A 13,606-nucleotide genomic window follows, 5' to 3' on the forward strand; every position below is an offset into this window, starting at 1 on the left:
AAATACTCACAAATCTTTAATATGCAATCATATTTTACACTAACAAATTTATCTTTGTTAAGATGCAAACCATAACCGTACACACAACACAGAATATTGATATAGACTATGAAATAGCCGGCCTCGGCGAACGGATAGTTGCCCGCATAATTGATTACGCCATTTTCATTGCTTTCTATTTCATTTTTATTTTTCTGATCATCGGAAAGATGCCCGAAAGCGTGCTGGTAACGTGCGCAATTATCATGGCGGCGATATTTGTATTTTACGATTTGATTTGCGAAACGCTGCTTAACGGCCAAAGCGTTGGCAAGCGGATAATGAAGATACGGGTGATCAGCCTCAATGGCAACCGCCCCCGTTTTGGTCAATACCTGTTAAGATGGCTGATGCGGATGGTGGATTTTGGCATTACCCTTAACCTTGGCGCGTTACTTTGCGCCCTGGTGACTGAAAACGGCCAGCGTATAGGAGATGTGGTTGCCGGAACAGCTATGGTAAAAACACATCCGCGTACCAAAATAGACAGCTTAACATTCAGGCCATCGGGCGACGATTATGAACCTACTTTTAAAGAAGTAGCTGAGCTAAACGATAACGATGTAAGGCTGATAGCCGACGTGATACATAATTACATGAAAACACATAATGCCGTTGTGGTTTACAATATGGCGCTCAAATTAAAAGAACATCTCAAAATATCCGCCCTGCCCCCCGATATGAATGACCTGCAGTTTTTACAGGCCATTATTAAAGATTACAGCCATGTAAGCGCCATGTCTGAGCCTTATCAATAAGCAACGTGATTATAAAGATGCCACATCTTTATAACATAGCTGATAAGCACGATATTACCATTGATCATAAAAACGGTTTTCTTTACAACGGCTTTATCAGTATCGAGTTTAAAAATAACATCGGCTATGCCGTAGATAAAAAAAAGGATCAGCGGAATAGCCGCGGGATATAAAAGGAAGCTTTTTTGAAGATCGCCCCGGATAAGGGCTATAACCGATCGCTGAAAACCACAGCCCGGACAATCAATACCCGTAAGATATTTAAAAGGACAAGGTAACAAATGCCCCTGCAGCCAGTGGATAAATCCCAACGGGCTGCAGGAAGCATATATCATGATATTATTTACCCACATTAATAGTTTTGTGGAGGTGGGTTTTGATTATTGAACGGATCGCGGTAATCATTTGGGTTAAATGGTGCAGCGCCCTGTGCTTCTTTGGCAGATGGACCCAAATAGGTTGCGCTTCCAAATCCAAGAATCGGATAAAAAATAAACGGGAAGATAATCAGACCAATTGTAAAACCTTCACTTTTACCAAAGCTTTTACTTAACAGGTTAATCATCCAAATACCAAAAATTATATTAGCGCAAGGGATCAGAAGCATGATAATCCACCATATAGGTTTTCCAATTATCTCAAGTAGTACAATGATGTTGTAAATTGGAATGATTGACGCCCAACCAGGTTTTCCTGCTTTGGTGTACACTTTCCAACTACTAATCACCACGATAACCCAGATTATAAGGCACGGGATGAAAAATGCACCAAAAATAGCACCAGCCATGCCCGCAGACATGTCGGAAGAAGAAGTGTAAGAATCCATAATTTTGTTTAGTGTTTAAGTTTAAGTGTATTATTTGTTTAAGTTCAATGCAAATTATAAATTATTTTTATCAAAAGCACTAGCATAACGTATTTATTATAGAACCTGTAATTATAATTTATCCTTAATTTTGACTTGATGCAAAGAGAACAGATTTCGGTTTTTGATATGTTTAAGATAGGCATTGGCCCGTCGAGCTCGCATACGCTTGGCCCCTGGCGTGCCGCGCAGCAGTTTGTGCAGTCGCTTGAGCAACAGGGGGTACTGCCTATGGTGCAGCAGGTTAAGATCTTATTATATGGCTCATTAGCCAAAACAGGTCATGGGCACGGTACGGATATAGCTATATTATTAGGTTTAAGCGGCGATGACCCGGTTACTTTCGAGGTGGACCAGGTAATACCTAAAATTGAGCAGATCAAAAGCTCGCATGAACTGATCATCGGTGGTATTTTACCATTGAGTTTTTATGCTGAGGATGACCTGCTGTTCCTGTTTAACGAAAGCTTACCTTATCATCCAAACGCGGTAACTTTTCAGGCATTTTTAAGTACCGGAAAGGCAATTTCTGAAACATACTACTCGATAGGAGGTGGTTTTGTTGTGAAGGAAGGTGCTTCAGGGCAATCAAAAGCGGAGGTTGACCTTCCCTTCCCGATTGATACCGCAGCCGATCTGCTGCACTGGTGTATCAAAACAGGTCTTCGGATTTCGGAAGTGGTGGCCGAAAACGAGCTGGCCTGGCGCAGCGAACAGGAAACCCGTACCGGGGCATTGAATATCTTCAAGGCATTAAAAGAGTGTATTTACCGGGGATGTCACACTACCGGCCAATTGCCTGGCGGGTTAAATGTGGCAAGGCGCGCCGCAAAATTAAACGCAAAGCTCATCGGCAACAATAAATATAGCAATTATGAGGAATGGGTTGCAGCTATCAGGAATACCGGCGATAGCTTTAAAAATACTTTAGATTGGGTAAGCTGTTTTGCATTAGCCGTTAATGAGGAGAACGCTTCATTTGGCCGTGTGGTAACTGCGCCAACAAATGGCGCCGCAGGTGTTATTCCTGCAGTGCTCCAATATTATATTGCTTTTTGCGATGGCAATACCGAACAAAAGATCATGAATTTTTTATTTACTGCCAGCGAGATCGGAAGTATCTTTAAAAAAGGCGCTACCATATCGGCAGCCATGGGCGGCTGCCAGGCCGAAATTGGCGTATCATCTGCCATGGCTGCGGCAGCATTAACCGAATGTATGGGCGGTACCCAACGCCAGGTACTTATGGCTGCCGAAATAGCCATGGAACATCACCTCGGCCTCACTTGCGACCCGATTGGTGGGTTGGTACAGGTCCCCTGCATTGAACGTAATACCATGGGTGCTATCAAAGCTATCACTGCCTCACAACTGGCGTTGCAAAGCAATCCCGAAAAAGCGAAGGTAAGCCTTGATGCAGTGGTAAAAACGATGTGGCAAACCGCGCTTGATATGAACTCAAAGTATAAGGAAACAAGTGATGGCGGATTGGCAATTAATATCCCTATCAGTTTGCCGGAGTGCTAATTACTCCCTTCTTAAACAGCCGTGAATCAAATTCAAAAAAATCATTTTTCTTGAGTGCAAAATCTAATGTCCATTATCTAACCTACAATCTTTTGATTATCTACCTCACCGGCTTCGGAAACACCGGCAAACTTTCGTGCCCTTCAGCATCAACAGACTGTACCGCGAAGAAGTAATTATCCTTTGAGTAATTCAACGTAGCTATAGTGTCGGTTACGTAGAATTTCTTTTCCCAATAAGGGCTGATGGTTTCGCGCATCAGTACATAATAACCGGCTGGTTTTTTACCGGTAGCGGGAGCTTCCCATTTTAGTTTAGTTTTATTGGTTAAGTCGCTGGTGACCACGCCTACATTCTGAGGCCCGGCCGGGGCTGAAGCGAGATTAGCCAATACTGCAAGGTTCATGCGGGCTACTTTTTGCACATAATTAAAATCAACAAAGTCGGGCAGGTCGCCGTACTCAACACCGTTTTCGGCGCGGATATTCTGATGCTGACGGTTAAAGTTTTCGTTCATTTCAGTAAACCTTACAGCCGTAAAGCCCTGTTCTAAAAATGGCAAATGATCGCCACCGCGCAAATAGCGATCTCGCCGGTAAATAAGCTTTACGTCTAATTGATCAACATAACGCTCGCCAATTTCTTTGGTATACCTTGCCAACTGCCTCGACGGACTATCATTTTCCCCTCCTAATGATTTCAAAGCTGCCACTTGTTTATCGGTAGCTGCTGTAGGTACACCATCACTAAAAACACGTACGCTGCGGTTATCTTTCAGGTCGGTTTCCATGCCGTAAGTATTGCCAACGATATCATTATTCAGCATGGCATCCACATTCCACTTTTCGGCTTTGGCCCGCTTGGCTACGTTGGCAGATCCGTAAAGTCCCTGTTCTTCGCCAACCACAGTCATAAAAATAATAGTGGCAGGGAACGATCTTTTAGCCATCACCCTGGCCAGTTCCATCGAAAGTGCGGTGCCTGAGGCATCATCATTTGCTCCGGGTTCAGCTCCGTTGGTGTCCATCACGTCATTGATGCGTGAATCATAATGTCCCGATACCAGATACACCCGGGTATCATTCGGATCGGTACCTTTCAGTGTGGCCAGTACGTTTTTGAGTTTAATGGGTTTATCGATACGTGTGCCTTTAGGCTGTGTGAACGTATCAAACTGCACGGTCATCCTCCCGTTTGACTCAGTCGCATATTTCTCCATTTCGGCCTTGATCCAGTTGCGTGCTGCACCGCTGCCGGTGGTTTTGCTGGTGGTATCGCTCAGCGTGTGCCTGCTTTTAAAGCTAACCAGTTTGCGGATGGTAGCCTCAATGTTTTTGGCTGATACCTCATCAACCATTTGCTTAATGCCAGCGTCCTGTTTTATGATGGTTTGGGCAGTGGCAGGCAAGGTTAAGATGAGGAGGAGGAATGGGAGGATGTGTTTCATATGATGTATGTCTGAAACCCGAATTTATGGAATTAATGAATTTGCAGAATGAAACATATTGTAATAATCACGTGATGCGATTTCTCCTATGGCGAGTTTAAATTTGTACGTTTAAGGTGGTAACACCGATCACAGGGCATTTTTAGTGTAACTCTGTACCTTTTATAAATAGCTGATTGTTAGATTAATATTAAGAAATATTCGAATTTGTGTTAACCCTGTTAACCCCTGTCGTTTCTTTTTGTGGTCAATGTGATCACACCGCCAAAGGCAAAACGGGAGGATGTGTTTCATATGGTATGGTAGTAATTTTTTTTATGTAGAGACGCATAATTGCGTCTATTGAACTGTCTTTTCTGGTTGCTTGTCCTGTGGGAGACGCATGTAATGCGTCTCTACGTTAAAAAACTATTCCCCTTCCTCCTCCGCAACAATCCCCAAAATCTCATCAGCCTGTTTAAAATTGCTTTTTACAAAATGGCACCAATCGCATTCTTTTTTGCCGCAGCCTGTGCTGAAATCGTGTGCCATGATTTTAGCGTAAGTTTCGGTGATCTGGCCGGTTACCGTTTCCATGTCATCGGGTGTTATCACAAATTTTTCGCGGTAATATTCGTTGTCGGCTACGGGTTCAACAAAATCAAATACAGTGCTTACAACTTCCCAGTCGTTACTGCGGTCATGATCAACAAGGATCTTGTAAAAAACTGCCTGGCGCCAGTAATCGCCTCCGTTTGGCAGATCATTGGTTGGGCGCATCAGTTTTTCTTTGGCATTTTTTACTTTACCCGTTTTATAATCAACAACCGTGGCCTGCTTGCCTTCAAATTCAATTTTATCCAGGTTTCCTTTAATAGGTACGCCGTGTACTTCAATATTTTTGATAGGGCGCTCGGTTACCGCTATTTTGTTCCAGTGCGGTACATTTTGCTCGTAGTATGGCGGCAGGATCTTTTCGCCATAGGCCGAGCGCAGTTTAAACTCATCTTTAGTAAATGAATCGCGATTGCGGGCCATATACCATCTAAACTCGCGCATGAAATTTTCCGTACTCAAAAACTCGTTATCATTATCCTTCAACTGCCTGTAAGTTTTGTTGAGTGCCCAGTGTACCGCCTGTCCAAAAGTAGCCGCTGGACTTTTACCCGATGGCACCCTGATCAAACACTGAAAATAAAACCGCAGCGGGCAGTCCAGGTAACTGCTCAGGTGGGTTACTGATAGGGTGTAATTCTGCAGCAGCTGATTGATGTAGTTTTTATCCAGTAATTCAACTTTTGGTTTTTCGGCTTCGCTGAATTGGGTTGCCTGGAACTCGATCATATCCATGGCATCCACTTTAGGATAGTGTACCTGCATATTGGTGCTGGCTAATATCTCGCCTATAAATTGGCTTGCCTCCTGGTCTTTGTCTTTCCTGTCCTTGGCAGCGTATGAGATCATAAGGTGCTGCTTGGCACGCGTTACCGCCACATAAAACAGACGGCGTGCTTCCTCTTTCTGTGCAATTTCATCAGCGGCGGAGCGGGTAAGTGTGTCGGGATAGCTGAAACCGCTGTTCCGGCCTTTACTGTCCCAGGTACGTTTGTCGCAGCCAATAAAAAACACATATTCAAACTCAAGCCCTTTTGAGCCGTGTGCGGTGAGGAAGTTAACACCGTTCTCCGAAAAGATGCTTTGGTTAAGCTCCAGGCGGATCTGATGTTTCTTCATCATTTCGATGGTCGAGATCAAATCAGGCAGGCTGATGTCGGGCCTTTTGCGGCTTTCATCTTTCAGGAAATCGAAAAAGCTGGTAAGCATTTGCATGTAGCTGCCCTTATCCTGTTGCTGCATGATATATTTCAGGATGCCCATTTTGGCTATCACACTTTGAAAAAGCTGTTGCAGCGTAACGCTAACCGACTCTTTGAGCAGGTAATCAATATTGCTTACCAGGTACCGCATCTCCTGTTGCTGGTCGGGGTGAAAAAGGTCTGCTTGTTTGGGTGGCCTCATCTCGCTTGCGTAACGGCGGATAGAAGTTTTAGGCTGATTGTAAGCCAGGGTACCAAAGTTTTCTTTAAACACAGCAACGCTTGCCTTGGCAATTTCAATAGGGGGGATGTTAAAGAAATCATAATGCATGATCTCAAACAACAATTCATCCCCGCTGTATGGCGAATCGAGCTCCATGGCCAGGTAACGCAGTATGTTGATGATTTTTTCGCCAAAGGGTTGGGTAAGCACATCTATCTTGCGTTTGGTATTTACCTGGATCTTTTGCACATCCAGGAATTTGATCATTTCCTCAACCTGGTTGTGATTACGATAGATAACTGCTATCTCGCCGGGGGGCACGCCATCAGCCACCAGTTGTTTTATCTGTAGCGATACATCAACCAGTTCTTTATCAGGGTTTTCGTACTCCCGGATCACCGGCTCAACCAACAGGTTATTAAAACGCGGGTGCGACGATTTTAAAGCTTTATCTAAATTAAGCTGACTGGTCAATCGCTCAAAATTGTTGTCGATAAGCGCTTTTGAAATATCGAGGATCTGCTGACTGGAGCGATAGTTATGTTTTAGCACTACGGTGTATAGTGTATCTACATAGTCATTGGCAAAATCAAGGATGTTTTTCATGTTGGCTCCCTGAAATTTAAAGATCGACTGATCATCATCGCCTACCACAAAAACATTCGGGGTATCCCAATAATTAAGCAGGAAACGCAGTAGCTCGTTTTGCGATCCGCTGGTATCCTGGAACTCATCTACCAAAATATACTGGTAACGCTCCTGGTAGCGGCGCAGGATCTCCTCATTATCGCGGAACGCGCGCAGCACCCAAATGATCATGTCGTCATAATCATAGCGGCCGCGGCTTTTCATTTTTTCTGTATAGTTTTGATACTCTCCAACAGCAGCCAGCAACTTTTTCATTACATCATGCGCGGCGTCGATATCTTTTTGTTTGGGATCGCCAACTTTAATGCCTGCTTTGGCATTAGCCCGTTTATAAATAAACTCCTCGCGGTTAGGCAAATCTTCAAGATAGTCATTTACCGCCTGCTCAATCATTTCGGCGTTCCAGTTTTCCCGCTTCATAGTGCTGAACAGGCTTTTAAGCCGGGGAACGTCATAATAAATATCGCCCGTAAAACGCTTCAGCAGGTGATCGTTCGGGAACTCATCAACCAGTTCCCGGAATAGCATAGCTGATTCCAGGTCGGAAAGCGACTCCAAATTCAGTTTGCCGAAATACTCGAGGTTCTCCTGGATAATCTCATTACAAAACGCATGGAACGTATATATATTAATACGATAAGCATCGGGGCCGATAAATTCGAACAGACGTTTGCGCATGGCTACTGCGCCGGCATCGGTATACGTTAAGCACAGGATTTCGCTGGGTAAAGCGTCTGTATCAGTCAGGATTTTGCCTATCCGCGCTGCCAGGATCTGCGTTTTACCCGTACCGGGGCCAGCTACCACAAGTACCGGCCCGTCCATTTTGTTAACCGCGGCCAACTGCTCGGGGTTTAAACCGGCTAAGGCTTCCTGAAATTTAGCGTTATATTTATTGAATGTAGATTGCATAATATTTAGTAAAGATAAAAAAGGATGCTGCTGCATTTGCAAACAGGATAATAAATATGATATTTAGGCCATAATATTAACCATGGAAAAACCTTATCAGGGGCGGGCGATAGTTGAGGATAATTTCGAGTATCTCAAAATTACTATTCCTGTAAAACGAAATTATATCTCCATTATATGGATTTGTTGCTGGATAACTTTTTGGGGATATTTTGGAGCATCTGCATTTGGTGAACTTTTCAATTCCCCTAACGAATTTGGCCGCGTATTCATGTTGCTATGGATAGGCGGTTGGGCCCTTGGCGGAGTTACGGCAGTAAAAACGATAATTTGGTTGTTTTGGGGCAAGGAGATCATCGAAATTGGAATGGGCACCTTCAGCATCAACCGAAAAAATGATCTTTTTACCCGCGAAAAAGTTTACGATCTTAATGAATGCAGGGAGTTTAGGATCAGGGAAATAGATTCGGAATCTGACAGGAAATTTTGGTTCGTATTTTATTACCGGAATAAAGAAAAGGGAACTATAGCATTTGACTATGGCATGCGAAACTTCTGCTTTGGAGAAGATCTTTATGAGCCAGAGGCACAATACCTGTTGAATGTTATGAAAAATAAAAAAGTATTAATTGAAAGCCAGTTTAAATAACAGTTATGGGCTGTTAGATTATTTATAACTGCGCGCACCTAACCTCTAATCGCCAGTCTCTAATCTCTTTTCTACAACCCCATCCCCGTTGTAAAAAATGCATTTACACTTACAGGCAGCTTACCGGTAGGCTTTAACCGACCGCTAAGCACTTTCGCTGCCGACTGTTGCAACTCGGGCGACATCTGGTAACAAACCAATAAACTGCCAGCTTTTTCAAGTCCCGGCAAACCCGCTATAGTATAAGCATTGGCAAACACACTGAATGCCGTGTTTTTGCGTGATGCCAGGTCGGCAATCATCAGTTTTACATCGCTGCTGTAGTCAAGCTTGCTTTGCGGGCGCAGGCGGGCATCATGTATGCCCACAATTACTTGCTGGTATTGTTTAAGCCAGTTCAGGATATTGGCAACTTCAATCGCCGGTGCATCTTTATTAACTATAAATATGCGGCTGTTCGGGAAACTTTTTACAACCTCCATCTGGAAAGGCGTTGGCGAGCTTACCCCTATACTCACGATGGCTGTTTTTAAAAATGGATTAAGCTTTACATTATTGTTCTTCAATTGGGTTACCGCGGCGTCGCTTAGTTGTTGTACCAGTGTTTTGGCGGCATCGCTGTTAATGTCCTGGCTTAAATTGGTTAAAGCAGTTGGCTTGTATTGATTAAGCCCTGCCCAGTATTTGGCAACTAAGATCTTTTTGATCCGCGCTTCAAACTCAACAGCACTAACGCTGCCATGCCTCACAGCCTTACGGATCAGGCCGATAGCCCGGTCGGAGTTTTCAGATAGTTCAATGATATCATTGCCGGCAATAAATGCCCTTACATCGGCTTCGCCCTTGGGGAAATATTTGGTTACCCCTTTCATTTCCATCGCATCGGATATCACCAGGCCTTTAAAGTTTAACGAATCTTTCAGGATTCCGGTAATAATAGGGCGCGAAAGGGTTGAGGGCAGTTTGGGCGTATTATCTAAGGAAGGGATCGCCATATGAGCGATCATTACCCCGCTAATACCTGCATTGATAGCTTCCCGGAAGGGATACATCTCCAATGAATCTAATCGGCTACGACTATAAGGAAGCAGCGGCAAATCAAAATGCGAATCGACATTGGTATCGCCATGTCCCGGAAAATGCTTGGCCGAAGTAAGCAAGCCTGCATCCTGCATGCCTTTAAAATAAGCAATACCTTTTTTGGCCACGTTATACATGTTATCGCCAAAAGAGCGGTAATTGATAACCGGGTTATTAGGATTGTTGTTCACATCCATATCCGGCCCCAGGTTCATTTGCATGCCCAGGCGTTTAAAATCATAAGCTATCTGTTGCCCCATTTTGTAAATCAGGTTATTATCCTGTATAGCGCCGAGGGTCATTTGGTATGGATATGATATGGTAGAGTCCAGGCGCATACCCAGGCCCCATTCGCCGTCCATAGTTATAATTAAAGGTACTTTGGCCAGTTTTTGATACTTATTGATAAGGTTGGCCTGGCGCACCGGCCCACCCTGAAAAAATACAACGCCCCCCAATTGCTGCTCTTTAATCACCTGCCCAACCGAATCTTCATAGGCTTTCCCTTTATTGGTATGCGCCCTTACAAATAATAATTGTGCAACCCGCTGCTTGCGGCTCATTTTATGATACACCGAGTCGACCCAGCGGTTTTGTTTGCCTAACAACTGGATATAACTTTCTTTTTGTGCAAAAACATCGGCGGTAAAAAATGTGAAGATGATAATCAGCGGGTAGAAAATGCGGGTTTTAGAAGCTTGCATAGGCCAAATGTAGCGTTATTCTGAATTTTTGATGAAAATGATGTTACAACTATTACAAAAATCAAACCGCTAATAAACCTTTGTGTTTTTTATTAATCTATCACATTATTAACATACATACGAGGAAAAGCCGGCAGTAACCGATAAACTAACGGGCTAAAGACTTTTCCGCCACTTATTTAAAACAGACAAATACGATGAAAAAATTACTTTTCTTGGCAATGTGCCTTTTTACCGTAGGGACAGTTAGCGCGCAGGGGTATTACTATGGACCGCGTCATCGCCGGCCACCCCGCAGGGTTGTTGAAAGATCCCAGCCCCAACGCCGCTATGATGATTTTTACACCCCCAAAGTTGGTTTAGCAGTAGGTTTAAACGTTTCAAATACGGTTGATGCTTATAACAGCAATTACAGTTCCAGTTCACTTGCCGGCTGGCACGCGGGTTTAACCTTTGATGTGCCTATTATCTACCCACTATCATTTGCGCCCGAAGTATTGTTTTCGCAAAAAGGATATGAGGTGAATGACCGGGACGGGAAATTTACACAGCGCACTAATTATATTGATGTGCCTTTACTGGCTAAATTTAGGGTGGTACGGGGCTTTAACCTGCTGGTTGGTCCGCAGCTTACCTTTTTAACATCAACCAAAAATACTTACGAAAGCGGTTTAGGTACCAGTGTTGATCATATTGACAATGATGCCAATCATAGTTACGTTGCCGGTGTAGTAGGCGTAAGTTTTGACATTAACCGCAATGTGGAGATCCGCGGTCGTTATAATATCGACCTTGGTGAAAATCGTCCTTATGCTGATCAAAACCTGCCCGATTACCGTAACCAGGTTTGGCAAATTGGTTTAGGGTTTAAATTTCAATAATAAATAATGGAGCACGGTAATTGATCACAGTAACTTTAATGTAGCATTTACTTTTATGCAAATACGCTAAGCCGCAAAGGGGGAAGAGATTCCAAAACTTTGCGGCTTAGCGTATTTTGTGAGTTTAAGTTCGATCTTTATTTATTAGGGCGTTGCCTTCGGCCGGGCTTTCCGCTCATACTGCGCAGGGCCTTAGCCACATTGGCTGGTATCCGCTTCAATCCCTAACGTAAAGGCATAATATTACCATTCCCTCGGAGGATGCGTCGAGAGGATCCTTATTTCTTTAGGATAATAATTATTGATCCGATTTGGCAATAATTTGGCCCAGCCAAGCGGATGCCCTTCATAGGTCATGAGCGTCCAGCCTTTATCTGTTGTGGATAGTTCTATGTTGTCCCGGCGCAGGTATTGGATAGCCTGATCTTTATTAAGGGGCGTTTCCAAAACTGCATCTTTATTAATTATAAGGCTTAGCGCCAGTTCATGGTCGGGGATCAGATCTTTACCGGCAAGCTTACCTATAATTACGCCTGATTTTTTTATATAGAGCTGTCGCTGTAGTATATTGAGGCTTTCTTTATGGGCGCGGTTAATAGCCATCCAGTCGTCATTTACCTTAAAATAATAAAGGTCGTCGGGGTTATTAATATATGAGCGCACCTGGTCGAGCTCCTTGCCCGGCAATTTTTGCTGGGTGTTGTTTTTAAAGGAGGCCAGATCGCCGCTGTTTTCTTTTTTTTGCAGGCAGGCGGCAAATAAGCCTTCGCCTTTTATCTTACCCGGGTAAAAACGGTAGCCCCAGGCTTTTTTCTCCGGCGACTGGGTTTCAACAATGCCCCATTCCTTATTAATAGGTATGCGGATGCTTTCCAGCTCAAACTCGGTGCAAAGCCAGTCCAGGATATCTTCATTTTCCTGGTGTGAGTAGGAGCAAGTACTATATATAAGGTACCCATCTTCTTTTAAGGCTGGGTAAATATCAGCCAGTATGCGTTCCTGTCGCTGGTGGCAAAGGTTCACGTTCCCTTCCGACCATTCGCTCATCGCGTCCGGATCTTTTCGGAACATGCCCGAGCCCGAGCAGGGGGCATCAGCGAGTATAATATCAAAAAAACTTTTCAGCCTCCCGAAATCTTTAGGGTCATTATTAGTGACAATGGTATTGGCTGTACCCCATCGATTCAAATTATCTGTTAATATAGGTACGCGTGTTTTAATGATCTCGTTTGCCACTAATAAATCGGCAGGTTGCAGGGCCGAATTAAGCAAGGTGCTTTTACCTCCGGGTGCCGCGCAAAGGTCAAGTACTTTTACCGCATCATCATTATTTTGGTTGATGGTTTTAAAAATATGATCAATAAACATTGATGATGCTTCCTGTACATAATAGCAGCCGGCATGAAAAAGAGGATCGAATGTGAACGACGGGCGGCTTTCAAGATAATATCCGTTGGCGCACCAGGGTACATTTTGTGTAATTTTTAAGGCAGATGGTTTAAAAGGATTAACCCTTATAGAGGTTGGAGCCTCCTCAAACCGGTGCGCTTTTACAAAATTTTCTTCATCGAAGCCGTTTTCCGCGCTCAATGATGCGATGAAATGCGGAGGGAAATTATGCTCATTCATATACATTTCAAATATACACATTAGCTAAATGCCCGTCTTTACTTAATTATGAGGGTGTTTGGGGATGTATTTTACCTTAATTTACAGGTAGTTGTAAAATAGGTTTAATTATTTGAAAATATATCTTGGTTGGTAGATGGTTTTCTGTGTACATTTGTGACCGCTTTAGAAAAAGAGGCGTTGTTTTTTGAAAATTAAAAGCGAATAAAAAGATTAAAAAAAGTGAAATTTTCACTTGCTAAATCAAAATGAAATCCGCACCTTTGCAGCCGCTTCAAACAGGAGCGGTAGTTCATACAAAGGGTAAAAGAATCGGTGTTGAAGAGGGAAAGAGAAGAAAGATAAACACTGCAAAACTTTAAAAAATAAAAAATAAAAAAGTTTTGGAAATAAGAAAAGGTTTTCTACCTTTGCAGACCCAAACGGAAGGGTGCTTGAGAGAGCGAAA

11 protein-coding genes are annotated in these 13,606 nt (G+C 43.5%); 4 read left to right on the forward strand and 7 right to left on the reverse strand.

Annotated elements, in window-relative coordinates:
- Positions 1 to 62 precede the first annotated feature (62 nt).
- The gene (locus FHW88_RS28190) at positions 63 to 797 is read left to right on the forward strand and encodes an RDD family protein (RefSeq protein WP_176628857.1); all 735 of its coding nucleotides are present in this window, start codon (positions 63 to 65) and stop codon (positions 795 to 797) included.
- Here FHW88_RS28190 and FHW88_RS28195 read toward each other — a convergent pair.
- Both FHW88_RS28195 and FHW88_RS28200 read right to left on the reverse strand, forming a co-directional pair.
- Positions 791 to 1,150 (reverse strand): DUF2752 domain-containing protein, encoded by a 360-nt coding sequence (locus FHW88_RS28195; RefSeq protein ID WP_255485477.1) that lies wholly within the window; start codon positions 1,148 to 1,150, stop codon positions 791 to 793. The genes FHW88_RS28190 and FHW88_RS28195 overlap by 7 nt on opposite strands.
- Positions 1,150 to 1,623 (reverse strand): DUF5684 domain-containing protein, encoded by a 474-nt coding sequence (locus tag FHW88_RS28200; RefSeq protein ID WP_217633233.1) that lies wholly within the window; start codon positions 1,621 to 1,623, stop codon positions 1,150 to 1,152. The genes FHW88_RS28195 and FHW88_RS28200 overlap by 1 nt, the downstream gene beginning before the upstream one ends.
- Before the next feature lie 138 nt (positions 1,624 to 1,761).
- Between FHW88_RS28200 and FHW88_RS28205 the strand changes: the two genes are divergently transcribed.
- Positions 1,762 to 3,189 (forward strand): L-serine ammonia-lyase, encoded by a 1,428-nt coding sequence (locus FHW88_RS28205; RefSeq protein WP_176628858.1) that lies wholly within the window; start codon positions 1,762 to 1,764, stop codon positions 3,187 to 3,189.
- 100 nt (positions 3,190 to 3,289) lie between these two features.
- On the opposite strand, the gene FHW88_RS28210 is transcribed toward FHW88_RS28205, so the two are convergent.
- Positions 3,290 to 4,636 carry a M28 family peptidase gene (locus FHW88_RS28210; RefSeq protein WP_176628859.1) on the reverse strand — a complete coding sequence of 449 codons (1,347 nt, stop codon included), beginning with the start codon at positions 4,634 to 4,636 and terminating at the stop codon, positions 3,290 to 3,292.
- A 408-nt stretch (positions 4,637 to 5,044) separates the two neighbouring features.
- Positions 5,045 to 8,215 carry an ATP-dependent helicase gene (locus tag FHW88_RS28215; protein WP_176628860.1) on the reverse strand — a complete coding sequence of 1,057 codons (3,171 nt, stop codon included), beginning with the start codon at positions 8,213 to 8,215 and terminating at the stop codon, positions 5,045 to 5,047.
- A gap of 82 nt (positions 8,216 to 8,297) precedes the next feature.
- Between FHW88_RS28215 and FHW88_RS28220 the strand changes: the two genes are divergently transcribed.
- Positions 8,298 to 8,864, forward strand: a complete 567-nt coding sequence (locus FHW88_RS28220) for a hypothetical protein (protein ID WP_176628861.1) — start codon at positions 8,298 to 8,300, stop codon at positions 8,862 to 8,864.
- A gap of 71 nt (positions 8,865 to 8,935) precedes the next feature.
- On the opposite strand, the gene FHW88_RS28225 is transcribed toward FHW88_RS28220, so the two are convergent.
- Entirely contained in the window at positions 8,936 to 10,648 is a 1,713-nt protein-coding gene (locus FHW88_RS28225; RefSeq protein ID WP_090534848.1) for a glycoside hydrolase family 3 protein, read from the reverse strand.
- A 197-nt stretch (positions 10,649 to 10,845) separates the two neighbouring features.
- Between FHW88_RS28225 and FHW88_RS28230 the strand changes: the two genes are divergently transcribed.
- On the forward strand, positions 10,846 to 11,529 hold the full coding sequence (locus tag FHW88_RS28230) for a porin family protein (protein ID WP_176628862.1): 684 nt from the start codon (positions 10,846 to 10,848) through the stop codon (positions 11,527 to 11,529).
- Between the two features lie 243 nt (positions 11,530 to 11,772).
- Here FHW88_RS28230 and FHW88_RS28235 read toward each other — a convergent pair whose 3' ends face one another.
- Positions 11,773 to 13,158: a methyltransferase RsmF C-terminal domain-like protein gene (locus tag FHW88_RS28235; protein ID WP_176628863.1), complete on the reverse strand. Its 1,386-nt coding sequence runs from the start codon at positions 13,156 to 13,158 to the stop codon at positions 11,773 to 11,775.
- Positions 13,159 to 13,401: 243 nt separating this feature from the next.
- Positions 13,402 to 13,606 (reverse strand): hypothetical protein (locus FHW88_RS30085; protein WP_218117320.1); only part of this gene is annotated, 205 nt, incomplete at its 5' end.

It is taken from the genome of Mucilaginibacter sp. SG538B (genome assembly GCF_013376065.1).
Taxonomy (GTDB): Bacteria; Bacteroidota; Bacteroidia; order Sphingobacteriales; family Sphingobacteriaceae; genus Mucilaginibacter; species Mucilaginibacter rubeus.